This window comes from Nocardia transvalensis NBRC 15921 (genome assembly GCF_000308875.1).
Classification (GTDB): Bacteria; Actinomycetota; Actinomycetes; order Mycobacteriales; family Mycobacteriaceae; genus Nocardia; species Nocardia transvalensis.
Genome location: NZ_BAGL01000123.1, coordinates 53335 through 79607 on the forward strand (window position 1 = coordinate 53335; position 26273 = coordinate 79607).

Sequence of the window (26273 nt, forward strand, 5' to 3'; positions counted from 1 at the left end):
CGAGAGTAAGTGTCATGTTGCCAGTAACTTTCGGCGCGCAGATTCCGGAAGTGATCATCGCGCGATTACTCGCCGGGCCGGGCATCACCCCGACCCTGACCACCTCGGCCACCTACACCATGCTGTCGGAGCAGTTGAACGCCGCGGCGGCGGGCATGGACGGCTCGACCACCGAGATGTCCACGACCTGGCAAGGTCTTTCGTCGGGCAAGGCACAGGGAGCCTTTCGGAATTACGCGACCTGGCTGCGTGAACAGGCCGTCGTGGCCCAAGCGGTCGGAGTCCTCGTGGACGAGGTCGCCACCGCTTACGCCGTGGCGGCGAGCGAGATGGCCGGCGTGGCTGCCTGGCTGGCCTCGTTCCGGGCGCGCGAAGCGGTGATGATGGCGGCCTCGACCTCGGTTCCCGGAGCCGGTGCGGCGCTCGTGGTGATGGAGGCCGAGTACATCGCGATCTGGGGCGCCTCGGTCGCCGTCATGGCCGGGTACGCCGGGGCCGTGATTCCCGCGCTGGGCGCGCTGCCGCCGCCGCTGACGGCTCCGCCGATCATCACCGGCGATCCGGGCCTGCCGCCCGGTTCGTCCGGCTTCGATCCGCCGCCGGGTGGCGGCCCGCCGGGCGGTCCTCCGGGTGGATCGGTCGGTTCGTCCGATCCGGGGGGACCCTCGGGACCGACGGATACCCAGCCGACCGATCCGACCCAGCCGACGGGCGAGAACAACGTCGGGAACGACCCCATCCAGCCGGATCCGACGGATCCCGGGGTGAACGATCCCGGGCAGATGTCCGATATGGACCCCAGCGCCTCCGGTGGTGACTATGCCAACGGAAGTGGCGGAGCCGACGGATACGAGGGATACGGCGCCGACGGCCAGGGCGGCCTGTACGGAACCTCGCCGTACTCCACGACCCTTTCCGGCCTGAACGGCGGGGCCGGGAGCATGGTGGCCCTGGGGATGATGCGGGGCGGACTCGGCAGCATGCCGGGAACGTCGACCGGTTTCCGGATGCCGACCAGTTGGAATCCGGGCGCCGTGCGGGCCTTCGGCGCCGGCACGGGCCAGTCCGCAGCCCCGGGCGCGGGTCAGGCGCAGCAGCGGCGTGGCGTCTTCGCCCCCAAGGCGCAGCAGCGCCGTCGGCGGCGTGACGAGGAGCGGTCGAAGTCGAAGGTATTCGTGCCCGGCGAGTTCGAGGAGGTGCCGGTGCTGGAGAAACCTCCGGTTGTCGGCGTCATCGAATACGCCGACGGCGATCCTCACGAGGACATCGCCGTCGATCAGCCGGTGGCGGTGGGTGTTATCGAACAGTTCGAAGAGGACGACTCGACCACCGCCCTGTTAGAACGTCCCCGGTAAACGCCGAGGTCGATTATCCAGGTTCATAGAGAGGAACAACGATGGCCCTTACGGACGTCGATCCCGACCTTGTCCGGACAACCGCGGACAACACTTTTGTCGGAATGGGTGAGCTCGAAACCCATCTCAAGACCATGTCGAGCGCTCAGGACGAGCTCTTCGTCGCGGTCAAGGGGCACACCGGAGACGCGATCTTCAAGGCCATGGCCGATGCCCACGAAAAGGGCACGAAGCTGGCCAAGGACTTGCAGGCGATCGTGGACGTGATGCAGAAGGCCGGCATCTCGTTCAACGAGGGCGACCTCGACGCCGCCTCGCGGGTCTACGCGGAAATGGGTGCCGACGGCCACACGGACGGTGGCGACGGGTGGGTCAGCGACAGCGCCGCCACCAGTGCGGCCGGCAAGCTCAACCTCAATATCTGACCCCCGAATCTCGACCCGGACAGAAGGAGAACCACGATGACCAAGCCGATTCACGTCGACTACGGTGCCTCGGAACTGGCTACCGGCAAGGTGGGCATGCTCGTCAGCGCGATGGAGGAGAACACCGAACGCCTCCGCGGTCTGGCGAAAGGGCTCAAGGAAGTCCTGAACGGTGTCATGGGCGATGCCTACGAAGGCACCATGAACAGCTTCAACAACGATCTCAACCTCTATGACGCGGCAGTCAAGCGGTTGAACGGCAAGATCGATGAGAACACCCGTAGCGGCGGCAACATCAATCAGGTGGACATCCAGCAGGGCAACCGTTTCGCGGGCCTCGGCAGGGTGTAGCGCCGGTGTCGTCACCTGTTCACCCGGCGGTCCGGGTACTCGGCGAGCCGGGTCCGGACGCCGAGACGGTCGAGCCGGGAGCAGAAGACGATCCGGTGGCGATCGACCTGAACGTCGATGCCGCTCTGCTCCTGCAGGAGATGGTCGGCATCGACGCCTATCCGCTGGTGCTGGCGCTGATGCCGAACATCTACCGGCACGACGACCGGGACCGGGTGCATGCTGTGGTCGCCGAGCAGCTCGCGGAGGCGGGCATACTCGTCGATGGCGCGGTGCACCCGGTCGTGGAGCATTGGCTGCGGTGTCTCTACCGGCCGGACGTGGAACTGATCGTCCGGATCATCGACACCGGTCTGGACGGAGAGACGGAGGGCATGCTCCGGCTCTCGCTGGTGCGATCCGGACAGACGCACGTGCTGGCCGTGCGCCACGACGACCACGTCGTGATCCAGTCGGTCTTCCAGGAGGGAGAGGATCTCGAAACCCTCACCGCGGTCCTCGCGGCCGCGCTCGGGCCCTGCTCGCCGGTGCGGTTCGAACCGGTGACCGCGAGTTCGCAGCAGATCACCGAGATCCAGGAGGAGGTCCAGGCCGACCCGGAACGCCGTAAGCGGGCATTGATGGAGGTGGGCGCTTCGCCTGCTGCCGCCAGCGTGCTGGATCGGGCCTTCGGGGAGGTGGTCCGGCGGGCCGAGGTGGTGATGGCCGAGTATCGCGACGGCACCGATTCGAAACCGGATACTTGTGTGACCGTGCTGGATACGCTGTCGGGCCGGGTCGTGGTGACGCCGAGGGTCGCGGTCGACGGAGCGGTCTGGGTGACATACTCGCCGGGCGACGATGCGGCGCTCCGAAGCGCGATCGGCGCTTTGACGGAACTACTGCCGGGCCGGAAATGGTTCGGATCCAGCCGGACCGGGTGATATCCCACCGAGAACGAGGGATGAGGAAGTATGAACCGAGCACCGAATACCAACGGACATCCGGCCGAGTCCGTCCGGGCTCGGGGCGGATACGACGCGTATTTTTCCCCGCAGCCGGCCGGCGCCGATGCGGCCGCCGCGGAGGCCGCGCCGTCGGAGAAGCAGTCGGACGCGTTCCGCTACGTCTCCGGGCTGCCCACGCAGGCCGCGGCGCCTCCCACGGTCGGTGCTCCGGGACAATCGCAACCGGCCCAAGCGCAGCCGCAACCGGCGCAGGCCCAATCCGGCCACACGCAGGCCGCTCCGCCACAGACAACGCAGCCGCAGGCCGCGCAGACCCAATCCGGGCAAACGCAGGCCGCTCAGCCGCCATCCGCGCCGTCACAGCCGGCGCAATCGCAACCGGCGCAGTCGTATTCGACGCCGGAACAACACACACAGACACAGGCGGCACAGCCGCAGTGGTCGGCTGACCCGGTCGCGCCGCCCCCGGCGGCCACGCCGTCGCAGCCGACGAGCAGCCAGAGCCGCGGCCTCGAGCGCGTCGACCGGAGCTACAGCGACGTCTCCCGTCCGGAGGTGCTCCCCGCGTCGCTGACCTCGATGGACCTGTTGGCCGAGATCTCCGCGAGCAGGCGCGCCCAGCTGCGCTCGACCACCGGTATGCGCGGAGCCCTGAACAAGGTGGGCTTCAACATCGGCCTGTCTCCCGCCGAGCAGCGGACCGAGGATCGGCGCGCTCGCATCCGCCGCCAACTCACCTCGACCTACCAGATCGCGGTGGTCAGCGTGAAGGGCGGCGTCGGCCGGACCACCATCACCGCGGCACTGGGTTCGACATTCGCCCGGCTGCGGCCCGACCGCGTGATCGCCGTCGACGGCAACCCGGACTTCGGCGACCTGCCCGGCCGCACCAGTCCGCACCCGTACGGTCTCACCCTGCGCGACCTGGTCCGGGCACAGAATCTCGAGGCGTTCTCGGCCGTGCACTCGTTCACCTCGATCAACGAGGCGGACCTGTCCGTGCTCGCCTCGCCGTGGTCGACCGAGGCGGTCGAGGCGCTGTCGGGCCAGGAGTACGGCAACGCGATCTCGGTCCTGCGCAAGCACTACAACCTGGTGATGGTCGACTGCGGCACCGGCGTACTCGACTCGGTGACCGGCGCCGTCCTGCAGACCAGCGACGCGGTCGTGGTCGTGACCCCGCCCACCGTGGGCGGGGTGAAAGGCGCTGTCGCGACGCTGAACTGGTTCGCCGCGCACGGCCTGCAGCATCTGATCGCCACCTCGGTGGTCGCGATCGTGCACCAGCACGCCGCCAAGCCGATGGTGGAGGTCGAACAGATCGAGAAGCTGTTCGCGACCGCGCAGCGGCCGACCTTCCAGCTGCCCTACGACGAGCACCTCGCCGAGGGTGGCGAGATCGACCTGCGATTGCTCGACAAGGACACGGTGCTCGCGTTCGAGGAGGTGGCCGCGACGCTCGGCGACGGCTTCGGTAACCAGCCCACCGCGGATCGTGGAGGACGCCGGTGACCACAGCGGTGGCGGGCGCGGCGTCGGCGGCGCCTCAAACTTCGGCGGAGGTGTCGCGGGCGCGCATCGCGGTGATGGTGTCCACCTATCAGGTCGACGTCGTCGTGCCCACGAAGTTCACTGTCGAGACGTTCATCGACGATCTGCTGGCCGTGCTCGCGCACGCGATCAACGACGACAGCGTCGACTACACGCCGCCCAACGGGCAGTGGAGCCTGGCCCGGCCGGGAGAACAGCCGATCCCGCGCTGGCGCAGCCTCGCCGACCACGATGTCGTCGACGGCACCGTCCTGATGCTGGCGGCAGTGGAGTCGTCGGAGGTGTTCTCGCCGGTCGTCGAGGACATCACCGACGCGCTGGCCCTGATCAACGAGCGGGAGTTCGCCGAGTTCGACGCCCGCACCGCGGCGATCACCGGCGTGTCCGCGCTGGGCGTGGGCGCGGTCGCGGCGGCCGTGCTGCTGTCCTGGTCCTGGATGCGGTCCGGATCGATGGTGTGGTGCGCGCTGCCGGCACTGCTCCTCGGGTTGCTGTGCTGGGGCGCGGGCCTGGCGATGCGCCGGAACACCGACGAACCGGCGCTGTGCCTGGGGCTCGTGCTGTCCGCGCTGCCGCTGCTGTTCGCGGGCGGCGCGATGCTGGTGCCCGCGGCATATGACGAACCGGGCCCGTTCGCCGCGGCGAATATCGTGGCCGGCGCGACGCTGACCGCCGTCGCGGCGGCGACGACGCTGCGCCTGACCAGAGTCAGCACGACGGTTCTGACCGCGGTGCTGGTCCTCGGCATCACCGTCGCCGTGGCGGCGATTCCGATGGCGTACCTGGATGTGTCGCTGGCCCGGACCGCCGGGGGCGCGGTGTTCGTCGGCCTGATCCTGCTCACCGCGGCGCCGCGATTCTCGGTGGTGGCCGCGCGAATTCGTCCGCCCGATCTGCCCGACCCGGGGACCGAGGTGGCCGCGGCCACACTCACCGACATCTTCGACGCCGAAACCGCCACGGCCGACGATCCCGGACCGGACCGCACCGAAGACGACCGCCGCCATTCGCTGCGCATCGAGGATCGCGCTCGGCTCGCGGTCACCAGCCTGCGCGGCCTGATCGTGGCGTCGTCGGCGGTGCTGTCGGTCTCCGCCGTGCTGGCGGCGGCCGCCAGTCCCGGCGGGGTGCGCGAGATCGTGATGGGCGCCGCGGTCGCCGGAATTCTCGCGCTGCGGTCACGGTGGTATCCGGACCGGATCCAGGCGATCGCACTCGTCGCCGCGTCGGCCGTGACGGTCGCCGGGGTGGGCTGGGTGCTGATCGGCGCCTACGACACCGCGGTGGCCCGCCTGGTGGTCGCCGCCGTGGTCGCGGCCCTCGGCGTGGCGGCGTGTGTCGCGGCGCTGCGGCTGCCCGGCCGGCGGTTGTCGCCGGTGACCCGCCGAGTCATCGATCTCGTCGAATACGCCCTCATTCTCGTCGTCCCGGTTCTCGCCTTCTGGATCATGGGGATCTACACAGCAATGCGGGGGATTTGATGAAGCTCGCCGGCGTCCGGATCCGGGCAGCGGTGGTCGCCGGACTGATCCTGGCGGTTCCGGCCGCCCCCGCGGCCGCGCTCGCGCCGCCGGAGGTCGTGCTCGGCGCGACGCCTCCGGACGGCGCGCCCGGCCCGGAGATCCCGATGAAACAGGAGAACGGCTGCCTCGCCACCGGGCTGTTGCCCAACAGCGACGTGACGCAGGCGCCGCCGCCCGAGACCGCACTGGATCTGGGCCGCGCCCGCGCGCTCAGCCGCGGCGCCGGCATCACGGTAGGCGTCATCGATACCGGGGTGACGCCGAACCCGCGGCTGCCCAACGTGATCGGCGGCGGGGACTACGTTCAGGCCGGGGGCGACGGGCTGTCCGATTGCGACGCGCACGGCACTCTGGTGGCCGGAATCATCGGCGCCGCATCCGATCCCGCGGACAAGTTCGTCGGCGTGGCGCCGGAGGCCACGATCGCCTCCATCCGGTACCGCTCGGGCGCGTTCCGTCCGGACAACCCCAAGGACTCCGGCGGGACGAGCCAGGACGCCCTCGATATCCGGACGCTCGCGCGAGCGATCACGCATGCGGCGAATCTGGGCGCCCAGGTGATCACGGTCGGGCTTCCGATCTGCATGAAGGCCGATGCCGGGACGGATCAGTCCATGTTGTCGGCGGCCATCGGCTACGCCGTCCATGTCCGTGGCTCGCTGATCGTGGCAGGCGCGGGCAACACCAGCGGCAACGGTTGCGAGCAGAACCCCGACTTCGATCCGGGCCGACCGGGCGATCCGCGCAACTGGCGGGATGTGAAGACGATCTCCACACCGGGATGGTTCGCGCCCGATGTGCTCACCGTCGGATTCACCACCGCCTCGGGTACGCCGATGTCCGGTTCGCTGATGGGTCCGTGGGTCGGTGTCGGCGCTCCGGGCGCCGGAATCGAATCGCTCGGCCCCGGCGGCACCTCGCTCATCAACGGCGTGGCGTCCGACGGCAAGCTGGTACCGGTCGGTGGATCCTCGTTCGCGGCAGCCTATGTCAGTGGTGTGGCGGCTCTGCTGCGCTCCCGATTCCCCTCCGAGACCCCGTCCGAGATCATGGCCCGGTTGCAGGCGAGCGCGCATGCGCCGGCCCGCCGGATCGACAATATCGTCGGCGCCGGAGTCATCGATCCGCTGGCCGCGCTGAGTTACCGGACGCCGCCGGAGCCGCCGGACGATCTGTATCGCCGGGTCGCCTTGGTGGAACCGACGCCACCGCGGCCCCGGGACCTGAAGCCGCTCGTGGTGTCGGCGGCGATCGCGGTGGCGGCGGTGTTGCTGGGCGTGGGTGTGGACGGTGTGCTGCGGAGGCGTCGGTGAGTTTTCCGAGTGTTCGGATCGGCGGTGTCGAACGTGGTCCGTTCGCCGTGATGGTCGTCGCAGGAGGGCCGATGCTGGCAGGGGCGTCCACCGTGACCCCGTGGTGGGTGCTGGCGGTGGTGGTCGGCGTCCTCGTCGTCACGGTGACCGTCCGGTTCGGCCGCCGGACGGCGGTGCGCTGGCTGCTCGACTGGGTGGCCTTCCGGACCGGCCGCGACGCGCGGGCCCGCGAGCGGTCCCGGCCGTGGCACGTTCGCGACGTGCAGGTGGCCGCGGGGGTGTGCGGCGTGCACGAGGACGACGCGGTCCTGGTGGCGATGATCCAGCTGGCCCCCGACCTGGATCTGCCGACCGTCATCGCGGAGCGGACCGTCTACACCGAGGACACGATCGGCGTCGAGACCCTGTTGCCGCTGCTCGATCAGTACGGCATCGCCGTGGACATCGATATCGTGACCACCGGCCAGCGCGTCCGTCCCGGCGGCAGTTACAGCATGCTGTACGACCAGTTGCTCGGCGCGCACCCGGTGGTCGGCAATCGGATGTCCTGGCTGGTGGTCCGGTTGGATCAGGAGCGAAATCTGATCGCGCTGAGCCGCCGCGGACCACTGGATGTGGTGGCGCCCAAGGCTCTCGCCAGTGCGGCGCACCGGATCGCGGGCCGGCTGCGCGAACAGGGCATCAACGCGCAGCCGCTGCCGGCCGACGCGCTACGGCAGGCGTCGCGGTTGCTGCACGCCGGCGTGGAACTGTCGGACCTGCGGGAGAAGTGGGGCCACCTGGAATCGTCCGTGGCCAGCCGCAGCGTCAGCAGCTTCCTGATCGACTGGAACCGGCTGGGCGACACCGGTCTCGACGACTGCTGGTCCTGGAATCGGGGCCGCACCACCGTCGTGGTGAGCCTGGCGGGCGGCGCCGTCGGCGCCCGGGGCCTGGTGCGGTATGTCGGCCCGACGATTTCCGGGACCCCCGTGGACTACCTGTTGCCGCTGGGCGGCCGGCAGTCGGCGGCCCTGCTCGCGTCGTTGCCGACGGGCATCTCGGTGGGGGCGATCCCGGCCGACGAGGAAGGCAGCGATATCGCGCCCGCCGAAACCCTCGACGATCTCACCATGGCCATCGGGCCGAGCGGCCAGATCCTGGGTTCCATCAGCGGGCAGCCGCGTCACACCCTGGCGTTGCCGCTGTTCGATCCGTCCCTGTACAACCCGCAGCGGCGCACCATCGACGTGCGTGCGGATCTGCCGGTCGCCCAGCAGCTCGTGCTGCGCGCGATGGTGGTCGGCGCGGATGTCGAGGTGTACTCGTCGCGGCCGCAGCGCTGGGAACAACTGGTCTCCGCGGTCGGGGATCCGGCCTCGCTGCGCTTGGTGCACGACGAGCAGGCGGGCGGTCCGGACCCCGCCACCGAACCGGTGTCGCAGGCCATGGTCGCGGTCTTCGACCAAGTGCCGCCGCGGGTTTCGGCCGCGCCCACCACCGTGACCATCAGCGATCCGGGACGCCCACGCCAGCGTGCGGCCGATCTGGCGATCGATCAGGTCAGCGCGACGGCGGTCGACGTCGGTATCCCGATGCGGACGGTCCGGGTGGAACTGATCGAGCCGCGCGGTGAGATGCGGTATCTGGATTACCCGGATGCGGGTGGTCCGCCTCCGGATGCGCCACCGGTGGCCACGGCGGAGAACGGGCACTGGCCCGTGCCGCCGATCGTGCCACCGAGTGACCCGCCGGTAGGTGGAGGACAAATAGGTCAGGGAGAGATGGGTCGGTAATGTTGATCGGTGTGGTAGCGGACTCCCGGCCGGAAGGCGACACACGTCAAGAACATAATGAAGGGGACGCACTCACACCGCGGCAATCCGCCGCGGCGATCTTCTCGCGGCGGTTGTCGGATTTGATCTCGGAATCGGTGGTATCGACCGAGGACGGTTCGACACGGTCGCTGACTCTGTATTCCCTGGCGCAGCATTTGGAATTGGCCTATCCGGACGTGCCGGTCTCCCAGTCGGGCCTGTATCGCCTCATTCACGGTGAGGCCATCCCGCGTCTCGATCTGATCATCGCGCTGGCCAGGGTTTTCGACGTGCCGCCCGAGTATTTCGTGACCGCGGAAGACAATTCCTGATCCGATACGGGTCTTCTCATCACCGGGAAGAGCGGTCCCGCCGCACCGGGGACCGGTACCGATAACATCCGAATCATGCCCGCCGAGGATCCGGGAGACGTATTTCTTCGCCACCGAGGCGCGGTTTTGGACGCTCTGCTCGCCGACCCCGCGCTGGAACCCTCCGGGGTCTCGGCCGGTGACAGCTCGTCCGTAGCGACCGGCACGGCCGTACTCGCCGAACCGATTTCGGGCGACAGCGCCGATTCGGGCGATACGGCGACCGAGGTATTCGGCAGCGAACCGGATTCGATGCCGTCGGAAGGCCGGCGGCGCACGTCCACCGGACCGAAGGCCAGCGACCGGATCTTGGCCCTGCTGAACGGGCAATCGCAGGACTCCCCGGGCGGGCTCGATTTCGGCGCCGACCATTCCGAGGCGGCCGCGGCGCGCCTGCGTGGATCGAACGCCACCACCGAGAACGACGCCGAAGCCGGGCCGGCGCCGAAGCCGGAGTCGTCCGCGGCGTCGTCGCGCCCCACCAGCGTGGGCGAACTCGGCCACACCGCAGTGGTCTATCTGCGTCGGCCGAAGGTGGCGCTCGCCGTCGCCGCCGTGTTGATAGTGCTGCTGATCATCGCTCTGCTGTCCACCGGCGACGGCGACGAGCCGAGCAACAAGGTGATGGTCACCCAGGCTCCGGCGGCGACCGCACCGCCGTCGTCGGCTCCGGCGGCGCCGGGCCCGTCACCCATCCAGCCCAAATCCGTTCAGGCACACTGCCCGAAGGGCGCCACCGAGGGCATGGACGCGTTCTCCGGGGAGCCGGGCAAGGCCTGGCGGTGCCCGCGCGCGTACAAGGTCGACGGTCAGGTGCTGACCATCGACCTCGGCAAGACCTACGACATCGAATCGATCGGGATCGTGCCCGGCTTCGACTCCGTCGGTCCGGACGGCGTGGATCAGTGGAACAAGTACCGCACGGTCAGTCGCGTCTCCTACCGCTTCAACGACGCCACCGCCACCACCTACACCCAGCAGACCCTCGACCAGCGCAACGTCGTGAACACCGAGATCAAACCGGCGGTGAGCGCGTCGAAGATCACGCTGACGGTGCTCGAGTCGAAGGGTGACCCGTCGGTCAACATCACCGCCATCTCATCGATTGTGATCACCGGACATTGACTCTCCCGCATCTGATCTGCCAGTACTGCTCGCACCACAACAGTGGCGCGGAGGGCCGGTGCGCCCACTGCGGCGCACCCCTGTCCGCGGCCGCGAAGCCGGCCCACCATACGTTGCAGGGTGACGCGAACCGGGTGCTCACCGGCGCCGAGCACGCGGTGGGGGAGGTCGCCAAATCCGTCGAGGGCGCGGGGAAGGAAGTCTCCAAGGACGTCGCGAAGGTCGTCACCGAACGCCTCTCCAACATGTCGTGGCGCACGGCGCTCGCGATCCTGGTGGCGATGGTGATCCTCGCGCTCCTGGCGATACGGTCGTGCGGCGGATCGAGCCCGGATCTGCCGTCCATCGGCGAACTGGGCGCGGGTGGCGGCGGATCGTCGTCCTCGGCCGGATCGCTGCCGGGCCCCCTGCGCGCCGCGTCCAGTTGCCGCTCCGCCGACCCCTCGCACGCCACCGAGGACTGCACGATCGAGGCCGGCACGCCGCTCCTGGCGGGCATCACGAGCGGCCGCGCCCTGTCCTTCTCAGTGCACACCGAACAGCCGGATCGCTTGGCCTCCACCATCTCTCGCTGGCGCTCGGCAGGCGCATCGGTAGTCACCAGCGGCGACATCTTCGCCGCCATCGGCTCGTCGGCCAACGTCTACTACGCCGACACCCGCACGGGCACACGCATCGAAACCGGGGCGTTCTCGAGTCAGGCCGGTGCCAGGACGTTCCTGCAACGTTCCGGCCTCGCCGGGTAGCGGGTGCTCAGCCCCCCGCAGGGGCGCCGCAGGAGTTGCAGAACCGCGCCCCCGCGCTGAGTTCCGACCCGCAGCTGCCGCAGTGCCGCTGCTCGGAAAGCTTTGTGCCGCAGCTCATGCAGAAGCGTGCGCCCGCCGGATTGCCGGTCCCGCAGGAACCGCAATTCTGCTGGGCGGCAGGCAAACTGCGCTGACCCTCGTCGGCCGTGGCCCCGCCCGCCGTGGCCTGCGGGACCGCCGTGTGCGGCTGAATCGCGTTGAACCCCAGGGCCGCACCGAGGAGGCCGGATCCGCCCGCGTCGCCGGCGTGCGCCAGGCCGGCGCTCGCGCCCAGCGCCAGTTCACCGGCGGCGTACCGCTGGAAATCGCCGGTCATCCGGATGTAGGTGATGTCCTTGGCCAAGCGCTTGAGCCGGTCGGCGTCCTCGGGGGCGAGCGTGATGTCGAAATTGCCCAGCCGGGCGATCCGCAGCCCGTATTCGTACAGCGTGAGATTGGTCTGGCGCAGCACCGCGTCCTCGATCGACCGCAGGTGCGCCGGTAGTCCGAGGATGGGCCACTCGCCACCGGAAATACCCTGTGTGACAGCGACTCTCATGGCCTTCAGCAGCAGGTCCGAACTCCAGGTCTGCACCCCGGTGGGGCTGGCCAGATCGGCGGTGCCCACCAGCGAGGTGATCAGCTCCGCCGGATCCCGCACGGTCAGCGCGAATTCGCCGAACGCCCGCAGCGTCACGACCTGCTCGCTGACCGGATCCATGATGTCGGCCAGGCGTCCACCGAACTTGATGCCGGGGAACTCGCGGGTGGAGACGAAGTACAGCTCGGCACGGTAGAAGTTCCCGCCGCTGACCGCGTCGACCAGCGCGCCGAGGACGGGAAGTTCCTGGGCGTCGATCCGGTGACGGCCGGGGCCGAGCGCCGCCACGACCTTGCCGGTCTTGACGAACAGGGCGATCTCGTCGGCATTGACGATCGCGCGGGAGAAGCGCCGGATGTTGACATCCGGCCACTTGTAGACCATTCGGTTCTTGCCGTCCTCGGGGACGGCGATGAATTCCCGTTCGAACCACGCCATATCCACGCTCCATCCGGCGATCCCGCTGTCCAGTGTACCGCTCGGCGACCCTATTGTCGGTGCCATCGATTGGCGGTACATTAATCGATGGTATGACCGGCGCCACTCGAAGGGGTACGACCGATGATCGCTCCGGGTAGCCCGCCCCCGTATTCCCAACGGGGGGAATGGTCCACGTCACGAGTATCGAACGGCGGACCAGAATGAGGGCGCGATTCATCCGCGGCTTCGGGAGGCTGCTCATGTCGGAACGGTCCGGGACGTCCGAACACCCGTTGCCGCACCCGTGGGCCAACCGGCGCATGCGCGGCACGGAGATACCCGTCAAACCGCATCCCTGGTCCGCGCCCCGGCCGGTGGAGGCGCCGCAGCGATTCGGCGCGCACACCGGCAAACTGGTCGCGGAAACCGCTCCGGTACAACCGCTTCCGCGCACGCCCGCGCATCCGGTGCGGCGCGGTACGCCGCCCGCCCCCGAACAGCCACCGCTCGAGGAGCTGTCGGCCACCGAGGCCGAACTGCGCCTGCTGGCCGAGGCCGACGATATGGGCTCGGGCCGCAGCGCCCGGTCGCGCCCCAGCCCGCGCCGGCTCGGCGAGGGCATGGTGGAGATGCCCAAGGTGACGTCGGTCGATCCGCGCTCCGCCGTGCTGGACACGGCGGAGGTGGCCGAATCGAAGCGCTTCTGCTGGAAATGCGAATCGCCGGTCGGCCGGTCGAGCGACGGCGAGCCCGGCGAAGCGGTCGGCGTCTGCGCGAAGTGCAACTCGCCCTTCAACTTCCGGCCCCTGCTGGAGGCCGGTGAACTGGTCGCCGGCCAGTACGAGGTCCAGGGCTGCCTCGCCCACGGCGGACTCGGCTGGGTGTACCTCGCGGTCGACCGCAACGTCAGCGACCGCTGGGTGGTGCTGAAGGGCCTGCAGAACCCCCAGGATTTCGAGGCGCACGTAGTAGCGCTGGCGGAACGGCAGTTCCTGTCCGAGGTCGCGTACCCGGGCATCGTCAAGATCCACAACTTCGTCAAGCACCGCTCGCGGCGAGACGTCGAAGACGGCTACATCGTGATGGAGTTCGTCGGCGGGAAATCGCTGAAGAAGGTGCTCGACGAGCGGGCGCCGGAGCTCATCCCGATCGCCGAGGCCATCGCCTACATCATGGAAGTGCTTCCGGCCCTGGACTATCTGCATTCGTTCGGCCTGGCCTACAACGATCTGAAGCCCGACAACATCATGGTGAGCGACGACGAGGTCAAGCTCATCGATCTGGGCGCGGTCGCGGCGATGGAGTCCTACGGAAGCATCTACGGGACACCCGGATACCAGGCCCCCGAGATCACCGAGACGGGTCCGACGGTCGTCTCCGACATCTACAGCGTCGGCCGGACCCTGGCGATCCTGATCCTCGGGCCGCACCGGCCCGACGGCAAGTTCTCGACCGAGATCCCCACCCCGGACGAACATCCGCTGATGCGGCGGCATCCGTCGCTCTACCGGCTCCTGCGCCGCGCCACGCACTCCGATCCGCAACGCCGGTTCCCGTCCACCTATTCGATGTACTGCCAGCTCACCGGCGTACTGCGAATGGTCCTGGCCTGCGAGACCGGACGCGAATATCCGCAGGCATCGGTCGAATTCGGTTCGATGCGCGGCGATTTCGGGATCGACACCGTGATCGGGCAGACCGACGGCATGGTCGACGGGACCTATCACGTGCCCAGCCTCGAGGCCCGGGACGTGTGCCGGGTGCTGCCGGTGCCCCTCATCGACAGCGAGGACCCCAGCGCCGACCTGCTGTCGACGCTGCTGCACGGCGATCCCCACCACGCCCTCGACACGCTGCGGCGCACGCGCGAGCGCATCGCCGCCGGCACGGTCGCCGAGCCCGCGTCGTTCCGGCTGGAGGGCACGCTCGCCGCGGTCCGCGCGCATCTGGAACTCGACCAGATCGCGCCCGCGCTCCGCCTGCTGGCCGAACTGCGCCCGGAGTACGAGGCGGACTGGCGGCTGGAGTGGTACGCGGGCGTCGCGGCCCTGCTCGACGGCCGGTTCGAGCGGGCCTACCACAACTTCGACGTGGTGCATTCGACCCTGCCCGGCGAGATCGCCCCCGCCCTGGCCCTGGCCGCCACCGCCGAACTGGTCCTGCAGCACCTGGACGAGTCGGGTGAGGTCGAGTTCTGGCACGACGCGGCCGCCGACTTCTACCGCCGGGTGTGGCGCACCAACCACGGCATGGTCAGCGCGGCCTTCGGCCTGGCCCGCCGCCTGGCCGCCGACGGCGAGACCGCGCAGGCCGTCGCCGTACTCGACGAGGTGCCCGCGGAATCCCGCCATCACAGCGTCGCCCATCTGACCGGCTGCCTGCTGCTGGTGTCCCGGCCGGTCGGCGAGGTGACCGAGGCGGATCTCGTCCAGGCCGCGCAGCGCCTGGAGGCGCAGTCCGACGATCCGCGCGCGCTGCCGCTGCGCGTCGTCGTCGTGGGCGCGGCCCTGGAGTGGCTGCGCGCGGGCGGGCTGCCGCGCGAACGAGGCGCGGAACTGCTCGGATTCCGGCTCACCGTGGACGGATTGCGGGAGGGCGTCGAATCCTGCCTCCGGGCGCTGGCGCGCACGGCGTCGGATCGCATGCACCGCTATCGGCTGGTCGATCTCGCCAATCAGGTGCGGCCGCGCACCCGGTGGTGAGCGGCGTTCAGCGCAGCCGCAGGAACACCACCGGGATCGCCAGCAGCAGAAGCAGCCACCACCAGGTGCCGGTGGCGATCGCGCAGACGAGGGCGAATACCGCGATGGCCGCGGAGATGAGTTCGGCCCGGGTCAGGGGCCGGTACTCCGGGCGGTCGGGCGGCTGTGCCGCCGCCGGCAGGTCCACGAATACCCGTGCGAGTTCCGCCTTGGTGGTGGCCTTGGTCGCGGCGACGCTGAGTTCGTCGAACTCCGCGAGCGACAGCCGGCCGTTGCTCAGATGCTGCGAGAGTTCGCGCAACGCGCGTTCCCGGTCGGCCTCGCTCAGCCGCGATTCCGGAAGTTCCGTCATACCGTGCAGAGTAGAACGCCCAGGTGCCGGGCCCGGCTTCCGCCGATATCCAGGGCCGGGAAGTGTGTGAGACACCGGACAGCGTCCGTTTCAGTTGGGCGCATTCGCATCGGATTCGGTGTGGTTTCCTTGATATATGACAGCCGGTACCGAGTACACGATCGATGAGCTGGCTCATGCCGCCGGCACGACCGTGCGGAGTCTACGGGTGTACCACGAGCGGGGCGTGCTGCCGCCGCCGCGCGTGAAGGGCAGGACCGGCTTCTACGGGGAGGAACATCTCAATCGGGTCCGGGTGATCGGCAGGTTGCTGAATCGGGGGATCAAACTCAACGGCATCAAGGAACTGATCAACGCGTGGGACCGCGGCGACGATCTCGGCGACATCCTCGGCGTCGGCACGGGGGAGGAGCTGGCCGCCGCGACGCCGTCGGCCGACACGCTCACGGCTGCCGAACTCGCCCAGCGTTATCGCGATGTGCCGCAAGGGCTTTCCCGCGTGGTCGGGCTGGGACTGTACGAACCGGTCGACGCGGTCACGTACTCGGTGGCGGATCGCACACTGCTCGACATCGCCGAACAGTTCGCCGCGGCGGGTATGCCCGACGACGCGATCCTCGAGGAACTGGAGCGGTTGCGCGCGGATTGCGACCGCATCGCACGCCGCTTCGTCGACCTGTTCGAGCGGACGACGTGGAACGATTTCCGCCGCTCCGAACGAGGCCCGACGGATCTGGCACGACTCGTGACCGGATTGACGGCGACCCGCACCGGTCCCGAACGCGCGGCCCGGGAATTGATCGGCCGGTCGGTCGCGCACTATCTCGACCAGGACACCGAACTCGCCGAGGTGCTGCCCGGAACCTGAACACGCAGGTACCACGGGGTGACGCGCTACTTAAGTAGCTCCCGCAGCGGGTACCGATGCGCGCCGCGGTTGTCGCAGATCACAATCCAACCTGATCGGTTACTGGCAGATTGGTGTGAGTGATGGGCAGCGTGACACTGTGGATGCAGATGTCGCTCGATGGTTTCGCCGAAGGGCCCGACCAGCAGGTGCACTGGCCCGTGGTGGACGAGGAACTGTGCGGCAGCTACCTCGACGAACTGCGGACCTACGACCTGTTCCTGTACGGCCGCCGGACCTTCGAGATCATGGCGTCGTTCTGGCCCTACGCCGATGCCGATCCCGCGATCTCCCCGTTCTACGTCGACTTCGCCCGGTGCTGGAAGGCGACGCCTAAGGTGGTCTTCTCCAGCACTCTGCGGCACGCGGACTGGAACACCCGGGTGGTGCCCGGCATGCTGGACGAGATCGCCGCGCTGAAGGCGCAACCCGGCTGTGACATGGTGCTTTTCGGCGGTGCGCAGACCGCGTCGGTCTTCCTGGAGAACGACCTGATCGACGAGTACCGGCTGTTCGTGCACCCGGTGGTGCTGGGCGGCGGCGTCCCGCTGTTCCGTTCCCCGCTAGAGACCGCCGACCTGCAACTGATCGATGTGATGACCTTCGACAGCGCGGTGGTCCAGATGCACTACCAGCAGGCATCCGCAGCCTGAGCCGGCCCGCCAACTTACGTTTCCGGCGCCCCGTCTTACGTTTCCGGTACGCCCGCTCCTGTTTCCGGCATGCTTTCGGCCGGAAACCACCCAATCCGCTGGTGGCTTGCTGCCAACTGGATTAATTTTGTCTCGTATGACACTGGTCTCGGAACCCGGGGCTCCGCCGACGCCGCCCGTCAGCGAATTCCTGGGCAGAAAAGCGGAATTGGCCCGCCTGGAGTCACTCCTGGCCAAGGGGCCCCGCTTGGTCACACTCGTCGGGCCCGGCGGCATCGGGAAGACACGGCTGGCGGCCGAGGTGCTACGGCGGGTGCACCGGACGCGGCAGGTATCCGTGTTCTGGGTCGGCCTGGCCGAACTCGGCCCCGGATCGGTGACCGACGATCTGGTGCGCTCGGCGATCAGGGTCGGCCCGTCGGGGCGTCCGGGACGGGGCGCGCCGCCCGCCGACGGTTCCGGCGCCGAACTGCCCGAGCACCGTGTCCTGGTACTCGACAACTGCGAGCACGTCGTCGACAGCGTCGCGCCGATCGTGACCGGCCTGCTGGCCTCGGAGCCGGACCTGACCATCCTGATCACCAGCCGCAAGCCGATCGGCTGGGTCGACGAGTACATCCTGCGGGTGCCGCCGCTGTCCGCGCGCGACGCGCTCGAACTCTTCGTGCAGCGCGCCGAACTCACCGGCAGGCCGATTTCGGACGACTCGCTCCAGCGGGGTATCGCCGCGCGGATCTGCCGGCGGGTCGATCGCAATCCGCTGTTCATCCGGCTGGCGGCGGCCCGGCTGCGGCACCGCCCGCCCGCGACCGTGCTGCACGAACTCACCGGCGATACGGACGACAAACGGTTGCAGTGGCCCGCCGAGGCCCGCGTGGGCGTCGAGGCGCGGCACCGCGGCGTCCACGATGTCATCGCCTGGTCGTGCGCGATGTGCGGCCCCGAGGAACGCCTGCTGCTGGAACGGATGTCGGTCTTCGCGCCGGGGTGGGAGACCGACGACGAGCAGTCGCTGCGCAACGGCATCGATCTCGACGCGATCGTCGCGGTCTGCGCGGACGACGAGTTGCCGCCGGAGACGATCGAACCCCTGCTGGAGCGGTTGACGGAGCAGTCACTGGTCTCGGTGCGGATGACCACCACGACCGTGCACTGGTATCTCGTGGAGAGCGTGCGGGTCTTCGCGCGCGACTGCCTGGACCGCCGCGGCGGGCTGGAGGCGGCGCGCACCGCGGCCCGGCATCGCCGCTACTTCCGCGACCGAGTCGTTGCCGCACAGTCGATCTGGCACGATTCCGAGGCACAGTCCTGGCACGACCGGGTGTGGTCGGGCTGGGACAACATCCTGATCGCTATCGAGGGCGGCCTCACCGAGCCGGCCGAGGCGCTGGTCGGGCTCGAGACGGCCGCCGCCCTGCTGTCGATGTGGATCCCGTTCACCACCGCCCGCGGCCCCGCGCTCGCCCGGCTCACCGAGAACGCCATCGCCGCAACACAATCGGACCCGGACACCGCCGAGCTGCGCGTGCGCGCCCAGGCGCTGCTGGCCTGGATCGCTATGTGGCAGGGCCGAAGTGCGGATACCGCACTCCTGCTAGACGAATGCGCCGCCGTCTGCCTGGCCGATACCGGCGATGCCGCGTCGTGGCGCGACGACCCCGAGCGTGATCTCGGACTGCCGGCGCCGGTCGAGTGGATCCGCGGGCTGGAACTGCTTCTCGTGCACTCGGATCCGCGCGCCATCACCGTCCTCGAACGGGCGTGCCGCCGCTGTGTGCAAGACGACGACGTCGTCGGCGAGGAACTCAGCCGCATCTTCGTCGCCCTGGCATACGGCTTCGTCGGCGGCCCGGAGCAGGCACTGGAGAAGACGCGGGAGTTCCTCGAACGCTCGGACGCGCGTTCGGTGCTGTCGCAGGGATGGGCTCGGCTGGCGCGCGCGGTGGCCCTGGTTCAGCACGGCGGGTTGTCGGAGGCCGCCGTGATGACCGACAGCGTGCTCGACCGCTACCTCATCGAGGGCGACCTGTGGACCATGAGCTGGGCGATCGGCGCGCGAATCATGGTCGCGATGCGTGCCTCCTGGGAATACACCGCCGCGGGCGACGGCGCCGCCGCCGCGGAGGCGGCGGGTGCGATTGCGCGCCTGATCGCGATCCTGGGCGAATGCCATCGTGCCATGATCACCGAGATCGACACGGCCGCACACCTCACCTCGCTGATCGACGCGGCGGCCGCGGCGGCCGTCGGGATCCTCGGCGCGGACGGATACGCTGCGGCCGAATCGGCCGTCGCCCGGCTGCAACCGGACTTCGGCTCGATCCGGGACTACCTGCGGGCGCACCCGATGGCCGGCGACTCCGTCTGCGTGTCGAAACCCCCTGCGGTGGAACAGGATACGAACGTCGCGGAGCCGGTCGAGGCGCACTGGGACACCCTGTCCCGAGCGGAGCGCGACGTAGCGGTGCTGGCGGCGGCGGGCTGGTCCAACAGCGCCATCGCCCACCGGCGGTCCAGCTCGGTCCGCACGGTCGACGCCCAGATAGCGACGGTCCGTCAGAAGCTGATGATCTCCTCGCGCCGCGACATCGTCCGCCACGTCCCACGCGACCTGACCGACCGGGTCCGGCACGAGGCCGCCCATCGCCCCCGCCGCAAGGCGCGGGCGTAGCGGGGGACTAGTAACCCTTGGGCGACCGATTCGCGTCGGCCTGCTGGACGTTGGCCGTCAGGTTGGAGCCGTCCCGGGACACGTCGTATCTGCTCATCACATAGTTCATGCTGGACGCGATATTGGCCGTGGGATCGGTGATGACGTTGGACGTTCCCTTGACGTGATAGGCCTCGAAGGTCGAGGGAATGGTCTGGGTGAGCCCCTGGGAGGCGTGCCCGGCCGCGGCATTGGAATCCCAATTGTTGATGGATCCGGCATTTCCGCCGGATTCACGCTGGATCAGGGTGAGATACCCCTCGGTCCAGCGAGCGCGGGCCGCCGGATCGGTGATGCCGAGTGCGTCCAGCGCCTCGCCGATGTGCTTGATGAGTTCCTCTTTGCTGAGGACGTTCTTCGCGTTACTTCCGCTGGCGCTGCTGACTTTGTCGGTGTAGCCGCTGTTGTAGCCCCCGGAGCTGTTGTGCGGGATCGCACTCGAACTCGGAGCGCCGTAGCTGTGGCTGGGCACGTTGAAGGAGTTGCCGGAGAGCTGGTTGTGCGCGTTCGTCACGGTATGTTCCGTGTCGCCGACCGCCTTGTCGATGGCGCTGATGGCCTCCATCTGGCGACTCAGGGGCGGATCCTGGGGGACGGCCCCGATGATCCCCTGGATGTCGTCCTTCAGATCCATCACTTCGCGGTGGGCCGTATTCGAGACTCCGGCCGATTTCGCCGCGATATCCGCGACACCGACGTCCAGGCCGTTGAGGTGGGTCCGGTACTCCTTCGCCTTGCCCTCTTGCTTGCCGAATTGTTCGGCCAAATCGCCTTTGTTGGTCTCGTCGGCCTTGTCCAGGTCGTCGAGCTTCTCGACCGTGATCGAATCGGCGGTGCCGTCGCCGATCGCCTTCAGCACCTTGTTCAGCACCGTCTGGGTGTGCCCGACATAGGTATTGAGGACCGGCGCGTCCGGGCGCGCAGTCAGCTCTATCGCCTCTTTGGCCATGGCCCACCTTCCGCCGCGCGCCGCGCCATGCTCTCCGTCTCCGCTCACCTGGAGGAATCCCATACCGCCGGCACCCGTCCGAGCGGAGTTACCGGAGCATAACCGGATTTCACACGGCATTTCGGCGGTTGTCTTCCCGCGCTTGGGAACGACGAAACCCGCTCTCGCTTCCCCGAATTGGGAACAGCGTCACACTCCGCATCCCGTGCTATCACTACCATCCGGACATGTTCCGGCCGCGGATATCGGGTGCGGTTGTCTCCTACTCATCGCCAGGTCGTTGACCAGCGACAACCTTACTACATCCGTTAACGTGCCGCTATACAACGGCTCATTACTCATGTAACATAACTTTCTGTACAGTGCGGCGCAGATCTCGGGAAGGCGCGAGACCGATGGTGGCAACCACCCAGCAGACCATTTCGTTCAAACGATTCCGGGACGACCCGACCGATCTCGAGGCGGCGTACTTCCGCTGGATCCAACCGGGCGCCGAGGCCCCCACGATCACCGACCGCGCGCAGCGGATCTTCCGAAATCACCTGGAGCTGGCCGCGGTTCGCGCGCCGGGCACCGCCATCACCCGGGCGTACCGCCCGGACGACGGTAGCGGGCTGGGCGCCGCCATTCAGATCGTGAACGATGATATGCCGCTCCTCGTCGACTCGGTGACCGCCGCACTGCATCGGCTGGGCGTGACCGCCGTCGAGGTCGTCCACCCGGTGTTCGACGTGGTGCGCGACGGCCGGGGCCGGCTGCGCGCGATGGCGCCGATGCAGAGCCCCGGCGCGGCGCGCGATCAGCAGCAGCACCAGGGTGGCCGCCCGCGGCCCGAGTCGTGGATTCACGTGCAGCTCAACCCGTCCGTCGACACCGAGCTGCTGGATCGCATCGAGCGGGAGCTGCCCGCGTTGCTGCGCAGCCTCCGCCAGGTCGTCGACGACACCCCGACCATGCTGCAGGCGATGGGCGCGCTGGCCGATCAGCTCGACCGCGCCGTGACCGAGGACGGCGACGCCGAGATCCCCGAATCCGCCGCCATGCTGCGCTGGCTGGCCGACGGCCACTTCACCGTCGTGGGCTACGGCTACTACGGATTCCGGGAATCGGGCGTGCCCGGCGCGGGCGGGACCGAATCGTGGCAGCTTCCCGGAACGGCGCTCGGCGTGCTGCGCAACGGATCGGCTCTCGCCATCGAGGCCCCGGTGCCCGACGCCACGCGCCCGGTGCTGCGGCTGGCCGGCGGGTCGATGGATTCGCTGATCCCCGGATCGCGCGAGCTGTACGTCGTCAGCGTCGCCGACCACGGCGCGGAGTATCCGGCGCCGGCCGCGCTGGCGGGCGGTCCGGCGCAGCTGCGCGGCGAGCACGTCTTCGTCGGCACCTTCACCGTCACCGGCCTGCACGAGAACATCCTCGACATCCCGGTCATCTCCCGGCGGGTACGCCAGGTCATCGAGTGGGCGGGCTTCGAGCTGAATTCCTTCTCCGGCCAGGCGATGCTGGAGATGCTGCAGTCGTTCCCCCGGGCGGAGCTGTTCTCCACCGACGCGCGGCGGCTGTTCGAAACCGTCTCCGCCATCATGAATCTGGGCCTGCGTCGGCAGATCCGGCTGTTCATCCGGCGCGACAACCACAGCGGTTCGGTCTACTGCCTGGTCTATCTGCCCCGCGACCGCTACGACACCGAGGTCCGGCTGCGCATGGAGGAGATCCTGCGCACCGAATTCGACGGTGAGCATGTGGCCTACTCGGCGCGCGCGACCGAATCCGAGCTGGCCGTCGTGTATTTCACCGTCCATCGCGCGGCCGATGCGGCGGCGGCCGACATCTCCGAGTCCAACCGCGAGCGGATCCAGGAACTGCTCTTCGCGACCACCCGCACCTGGGGCGACCGGCTGATGGCCGAGGCCGGCGCGACACCGGCCGTTCCGGCGGCGGCGCTCAAGGATTACGCGGAGGCGTTCCCGGCCGGCTACCAGCAGGACTACGAACCCGACCGCGCGCTCATCGACCTGCAACGCCTGCACAAACTCGCCGACGGCGACATCGACACCCATCTGTACCGGCACGCGGACGCGCCGTCGGGGGAGTGGCGGTTCACGCTCTACGTCGCGGGCCAGGGTCTGTCGCTGAGCCAGGTGCTGCCCGTCCTGCACAGCCTGGGCGTGGAGGTCGTCGACGAGCGCCCGTACCCGATCACGCTGGCCGACGGGGCACGCAAGTGGATCTACGATTTCGGCCTGCGGGTGCCGGCCGCGCTGCTGCGCGACGCCGTCGACCCCCATATGGAGTCCGATCTCGGCATCGAGACCGAGAGCACGGCGGAAACGAGTGTGCGACAGCGCTTCTCGGAGGCCGTCGTCGCCATGTGGTCCGGCCGGGCCGAGGTCGACGGCCTCAACGAACTGGTGCTGCGCGCGGGCCTGCACTGGCGCCAGATCGCCATGCTGCGCGCCTACGCGAAGTACCTGCAGCAGGCCGGTTTCGCCTACACGCTGGGCAACATCTCGCGCGTCCTGTCCACGCATCCGGCGTTGGCACGCCTGTTCACCGAACTGTTCGACGCGTACTTCGATCCGGAGGGCGTCGGACCGGTGGCCTCGATGCGCGCCTCCGATATCGCCGAGCGGTTGCAGAGCGAGATCGACGCCGTGGTCAGCCTGGACACCGACCGCATCCTGCGCGCGATCCTGAGCCTGGTGCGGTCGACGTTGCGCACCAACTACTTCCGGCGCAACGCTGACGGCTCCGTGCCGGACCACCTGTCGTTCAAGTTCGATCCGCACGCGATCACCGAATTGCCCAGGCCGCGTCCGCGTTTCGAGATCTTCGTGTACTCGCCCCGCGTCGAGGGCGTGCACCTGCGGTTCGGCGCGGTGGCCCGCGGCGGGCTGCGGTGGTCCGACCGCCTGGAGGATTTCCGCACCGAGGTCCTGGGTCTGGTGAAGGCACAGGCCGTGAAGAACGCCGTGATCGTGCCCGTCGGCGCGAAAGGCGGGTTCGTGGTGAAGAATCCGCCCGCCGCCACCGGTGATCCGGCGGTCGACCGGCAGGCGATGCAGGCCGAAGGCGTCGCCTGCTACCGAACCTTCATCTCGGGGCTGCTCGACCTCACCGACAACGTCGATCACGTGTCGGGCGAGGTGGTTCCGCCGGCGCGGGTGGTGCGCCGCGACAGCGACGACACGTACCTCGTGGTGGCGGCCGACAAGGGCACGGCGACGTTCTCCGATATCGCCAACGACGTCGCGAAGAGCTACGGTTTCTGGCTGGGCGACGCCTTCGCGTCCGGTGGTTCGGTCGGTTACGACCACAAGGCCATGGGCATCACCGCCAAGGGCGCCTGGGAGTCGGTGAAGCGGCACTTCGCCGAGATGGACATCGACACGCAGACAGAGGACTTCACGGTCGTCGGCGTCGGCGACATGTCCGGCGACGTCTTCGGCAACGGCATGCTGCTGTCCGAGCACATCCGCCTCGTCGCGGCCTTCGACCACCGGCACATCTTCCTGGACCCCAACCCCGACGCCGCGCGGTCGTATGCCGAGCGCCGGCGCATGTTCGACCTGCCGCGGTCGTCGTGGCGGGACTACGACACGTCGCTGATCAGTGCGGGCGGCGGCGTCTACGACCGCACCGCCAAGGCGATTCCGATCGGCGACCAGGTGCGCACCGCCCTCGGGTTGCCCGCCGGCGTCACCACCCTGTCCCCGCCGGAACTGATGCGGGCCATCCTGCTGGCGCCCGTCGACCTGCTGTGGAACGGTGGCATCGGGACCTACATCAAGGCAAGCACCGAATCCAACGCCGACGTCGGCGACAAGTCGAACGACGCGGTGCGCGTCGACGCGAATCAGCTGCGGGTCAAGGTGATCGGCGAGGGCGGCAACCTGGGCGTGACGGCGCTCGGCCGCACCGAGTACTGCACCGCCGGCGGCCGGATGAACACCGACGCGCTGGACAACTCGGCGGGTGTGGACTGCTCCGATCACGAGGTCAACATCAAGATCCTGATCGATGCGGCGATCTCCGCAGGGGATCTTCAGGTCGCCGATCGCAACGAACTGCTCGCCACCATGACCGACGAGGTGTCGGAACTGGTTCTGGCGGACAACATCTCGCAGAACTTCCGGATGGGCCTCTCGCGGGCGCAGGCCAAGGGCATGGCCGCGGTCGACCGCCGGGTGCTCTCCGACCTCGAGGCGCGCCGCGGCCTGGATCGCGGTCTCGAGGCGCTGCCCTCGGATGCCGAGATGAAGCGGCGCTCCGCCGAGGGCCGCGGGCTGACCTCGCCCGAACTGGCCAATCTCATGGCGCACGTGAAGCTTTCGCTCAAGGACGACCTGCTGGCCGGTGACCTCACCGACAGCGCGGCGTTCACCTCGGTGCTCTCGGGCTACTTCCCGACCCCGCTGCGGGAGCGTTTCGCGGTGGCCATCCGGCGGCATCCGCTGCGCCGTCAGATCGTGGCCACCCGGGTCGTCAACGACATGATCGACTACGGCGGCATCAGCTACGCGTTCCGCCTGGCGGAGGAGACCGGGGCCAGCACCGACGACGCGGTGCGCGCGTTCACCGTCGCGGTAGAGATCTTCGACCTGCGCGCCCTGTGGCACCGGATTCGCACGACCCCGATGCCGACAGCGGCCCGTGACCTGCTCGAACTCGAGACCGAACGCACCCTCGACCGCGCCTCGCGCTGGCTGCTGACCAACCGCCCGCAGCCCATCGCGATCGGGGCCGATATCGCCCGCTACCGCGACGGCGTGCGCGCCGTGGTGTCGCAGGTGCCGGCCTGGCGTCCCGGGCACCGCGCCGACGACCTCATCAGCCGTTCGCAGCCGGCCATCGAGCGCGGCGCCCCGAACGAGCTGGCCGAGGAGGTCTACCTGCTCATCCAGCGGTTCCCGATGCTCGACGTGATCGATGTCGCCGACATCTGCGAGCGGGAGGCCGCCGAGGTCGCGGCGCTGTACTACGCCCTCGACGATCACTTCGAGATCCAGCGGCTGCTCACCATGGTCGGCAGCCTCGAGCGCGGCGATCGCTGGCACGCCATGGCCCGGCTGGCGCTGCGCGACGATCTCTACGGTTCGCTGCGCTCGCTCACGGTCGACGTGCTGATGGCGAGCGAGAGCGCCGAGACCGCCGCGGAGAAGATCGCGAACTGGGAGTCCACCAACCGGTCCCGGCTGTCGCGGGCCAGCGCGGCCCTCGGCGAGATCTTCACCGCGGGGGCGCACGACCTGGCCACGCTGTCGGTCGCCGCGCAGCAGGTGCGCGGGATGGTGAGCAGCGGGGAGTCGGTTTCGACCGTCTCGTCCTGATCCCACCGGATTCTCCAGCGGCGCGGGCCGCGACGGTAACCACCGTCGCGGCCCGCGCCGCGTTCGGGGCCGGTCCGGGCGCAACATCTGTTCCCAGCCCTGGCAGC

Annotated in this window: 19 protein-coding genes; 16 read left to right on the forward strand and 3 right to left on the reverse strand. The window is 69.0% G+C overall.

What is annotated here, in order from left to right; all coding sequences use genetic code 11:
- Positions 1–14 precede the first annotated feature (14 nt).
- From ON41_RS33065 to ON41_RS33115, 11 genes are all read left to right on the forward strand, one after another.
- Positions 15–1355: a PPE domain-containing protein gene (locus tag ON41_RS33065; protein WP_083905811.1), complete on the forward strand. Its 1341-nt coding sequence runs from the start codon at positions 15–17 to the stop codon at positions 1353–1355.
- Positions 1356–1396: 41 nt separating this feature from the next.
- Positions 1397–1780 carry a hypothetical protein gene (locus ON41_RS33070; protein WP_157185721.1) on the forward strand — a complete coding sequence of 128 codons (384 nt, stop codon included), beginning with the start codon at positions 1397–1399 and terminating at the stop codon, positions 1778–1780.
- A gap of 36 nt (positions 1781–1816) precedes the next feature.
- A complete protein-coding gene (locus tag ON41_RS33075; protein ID WP_040752208.1) occupies positions 1817–2131 on the forward strand; it encodes a hypothetical protein in 315 nt (104 codons plus the stop codon).
- A 5-nt stretch (positions 2132–2136) separates the two neighbouring features.
- Positions 2137–3054 (forward strand): ESX secretion-associated protein EspG, encoded by a 918-nt coding sequence (locus ON41_RS33080; protein ID WP_246829649.1) that lies wholly within the window; start codon positions 2137–2139, stop codon positions 3052–3054.
- A 30-nt stretch (positions 3055–3084) separates the two neighbouring features.
- Positions 3085–4590 (forward strand): MinD/ParA family ATP-binding protein, encoded by a 1506-nt coding sequence (locus ON41_RS43255; RefSeq protein WP_040752209.1) that lies wholly within the window; start codon positions 3085–3087, stop codon positions 4588–4590.
- Positions 4587–6110, forward strand: coding sequence for a type VII secretion integral membrane protein EccD (eccD, locus tag ON41_RS33090; RefSeq protein ID WP_040752210.1), 1524 nt, complete (start codon positions 4587–4589; stop codon positions 6108–6110). The genes ON41_RS43255 and eccD overlap by 4 nt, the downstream gene beginning before the upstream one ends.
- On the forward strand, positions 6110–7465 hold the full coding sequence (mycP, locus tag ON41_RS33095) for a type VII secretion-associated serine protease mycosin (RefSeq protein WP_040752212.1): 1356 nt from the start codon (positions 6110–6112) through the stop codon (positions 7463–7465). Before eccD ends, mycP begins: the two co-directional genes overlap by 1 nt.
- 50 nt (positions 7466–7515) lie before the next feature.
- Positions 7516–9240 carry a type VII secretion protein EccE gene (gene eccE, locus ON41_RS33100; RefSeq protein ID WP_051163048.1) on the forward strand — a complete coding sequence of 575 codons (1725 nt, stop codon included), beginning with the start codon at positions 7516–7518 and terminating at the stop codon, positions 9238–9240.
- Positions 9240–9593 carry a helix-turn-helix domain-containing protein gene (locus ON41_RS33105; protein WP_040752213.1) on the forward strand — a complete coding sequence of 118 codons (354 nt, stop codon included), beginning with the start codon at positions 9240–9242 and terminating at the stop codon, positions 9591–9593. The genes eccE and ON41_RS33105 overlap by 1 nt, the downstream gene beginning before the upstream one ends.
- Before the next feature lie 126 nt (positions 9594–9719).
- Positions 9720–10757 carry a hypothetical protein gene (locus tag ON41_RS33110; protein ID WP_040752214.1) on the forward strand — a complete coding sequence of 346 codons (1038 nt, stop codon included), beginning with the start codon at positions 9720–9722 and terminating at the stop codon, positions 10755–10757.
- Positions 10754–11503, forward strand: coding sequence for a hypothetical protein (locus ON41_RS33115; RefSeq protein ID WP_040752216.1), 750 nt, complete (start codon positions 10754–10756; stop codon positions 11501–11503). The genes ON41_RS33110 and ON41_RS33115 overlap by 4 nt, the downstream gene beginning before the upstream one ends.
- 7 nt (positions 11504–11510) lie before the next feature.
- Here the strand turns inward: ON41_RS33115 and ON41_RS33120 are convergent, their stop codons facing one another.
- The gene (locus ON41_RS33120) at positions 11511–12581 is read right to left on the reverse strand and encodes an SPFH domain-containing protein (protein ID WP_040752279.1); all 1071 of its coding nucleotides are present in this window, start codon (positions 12579–12581) and stop codon (positions 11511–11513) included.
- 242 nt (positions 12582–12823) lie between these two features.
- Here ON41_RS33120 and ON41_RS33125 point away from each other — a divergent pair, with 242 nt between their 5' ends.
- Complete coding sequence (locus ON41_RS33125) at positions 12824–15265, forward strand: serine/threonine-protein kinase (RefSeq protein WP_040752281.1); 2442 nt, start codon at positions 12824–12826, stop codon at positions 15263–15265.
- A 7-nt stretch (positions 15266–15272) separates the two neighbouring features.
- On the opposite strand, the gene ON41_RS33130 is transcribed toward ON41_RS33125, so the two are convergent.
- On the reverse strand, positions 15273–15617 hold the full coding sequence (locus ON41_RS33130; protein WP_051163050.1) for a DUF1707 SHOCT-like domain-containing protein: 345 nt from the start codon (positions 15615–15617) through the stop codon (positions 15273–15275).
- A 136-nt stretch (positions 15618–15753) separates the two neighbouring features.
- Here ON41_RS33130 and ON41_RS33135 point away from each other — a divergent pair, with 136 nt between their 5' ends.
- The 3 genes from ON41_RS33135 (at position 15754) to ON41_RS33145 (ending at position 19848) form a co-directional block, all read left to right on the forward strand.
- A complete protein-coding gene (locus ON41_RS33135; RefSeq protein ID WP_040752217.1) occupies positions 15754–16485 on the forward strand; it encodes a MerR family transcriptional regulator in 732 nt (243 codons plus the stop codon).
- Between the two features lie 122 nt (positions 16486–16607).
- Entirely contained in the window at positions 16608–17177 is a 570-nt protein-coding gene (locus ON41_RS33140; protein ID WP_040752218.1) for a dihydrofolate reductase family protein, read from the forward strand.
- 136 nt (positions 17178–17313) lie between these two features.
- The gene (locus ON41_RS33145) at positions 17314–19848 is read left to right on the forward strand and encodes a helix-turn-helix transcriptional regulator (protein ID WP_040752220.1); all 2535 of its coding nucleotides are present in this window, start codon (positions 17314–17316) and stop codon (positions 19846–19848) included.
- A gap of 7 nt (positions 19849–19855) precedes the next feature.
- On the opposite strand, the gene ON41_RS42810 is transcribed toward ON41_RS33145, so the two are convergent.
- Positions 19856–20836, reverse strand: a complete 981-nt coding sequence (locus ON41_RS42810) for a transglycosylase SLT domain-containing protein (protein WP_051163051.1) — start codon at positions 20834–20836, stop codon at positions 19856–19858.
- 395 nt (positions 20837–21231) lie between these two features.
- Between ON41_RS42810 and ON41_RS33155 the strand changes: the two genes are divergently transcribed.
- A complete protein-coding gene (locus tag ON41_RS33155; protein WP_051163053.1) occupies positions 21232–26166 on the forward strand; it encodes an NAD-glutamate dehydrogenase in 4935 nt (1644 codons plus the stop codon).
- The last annotated feature ends 107 nt before the right edge of the window (positions 26167–26273 follow it).

Coding starts and splice junctions, on each gene's coding strand:
- ON41_RS33065 (WP_083905811.1), top strand. CDS start 15: ATGTTGCCAGTAACTTTCGGCGCGCAGATTCCGGAAGTGATCATCGCG.
- ON41_RS33070 (WP_157185721.1), top strand. CDS start 1,397: ATGGCCCTTACGGACGTCGATCCCGACCTTGTCCGGACAACCGCGGAC.
- ON41_RS33075 (WP_040752208.1), top strand. CDS start 1,817: ATGACCAAGCCGATTCACGTCGACTACGGTGCCTCGGAACTGGCTACC.
- ON41_RS43255 (WP_040752209.1), top strand. CDS start 3,085: ATGAACCGAGCACCGAATACCAACGGACATCCGGCCGAGTCCGTCCGG.
- mycP (WP_040752212.1), top strand. CDS start 6,110: ATGAAGCTCGCCGGCGTCCGGATCCGGGCAGCGGTGGTCGCCGGACTG.
- eccE (WP_051163048.1), top strand. CDS start 7,516: ATGGTCGTCGCAGGAGGGCCGATGCTGGCAGGGGCGTCCACCGTGACC.
- ON41_RS33105 (WP_040752213.1), top strand. CDS start 9,240: ATGTTGATCGGTGTGGTAGCGGACTCCCGGCCGGAAGGCGACACACGT.
- ON41_RS33120 (WP_040752279.1), bottom strand. CDS start 12,581: ATGGCGTGGTTCGAACGGGAATTCATCGCCGTCCCCGAGGACGGCAAG.
- ON41_RS33125 (WP_040752281.1), top strand. CDS start 12,824: ATGTCGGAACGGTCCGGGACGTCCGAACACCCGTTGCCGCACCCGTGG.
- ON41_RS33130 (WP_051163050.1), bottom strand. CDS start 15,617: ATGACGGAACTTCCGGAATCGCGGCTGAGCGAGGCCGACCGGGAACGC.
- ON41_RS33135 (WP_040752217.1), top strand. CDS start 15,754: ATGACAGCCGGTACCGAGTACACGATCGATGAGCTGGCTCATGCCGCC.
- ON41_RS33140 (WP_040752218.1), top strand. CDS start 16,608: ATGGGCAGCGTGACACTGTGGATGCAGATGTCGCTCGATGGTTTCGCC.
- ON41_RS33145 (WP_040752220.1), top strand. CDS start 17,314: ATGACACTGGTCTCGGAACCCGGGGCTCCGCCGACGCCGCCCGTCAGC.
- ON41_RS42810 (WP_051163051.1), bottom strand. CDS start 20,836: ATGGCCAAAGAGGCGATAGAGCTGACTGCGCGCCCGGACGCGCCGGTC.
- ON41_RS33155 (WP_051163053.1), top strand. CDS start 21,232: ATGGTGGCAACCACCCAGCAGACCATTTCGTTCAAACGATTCCGGGAC.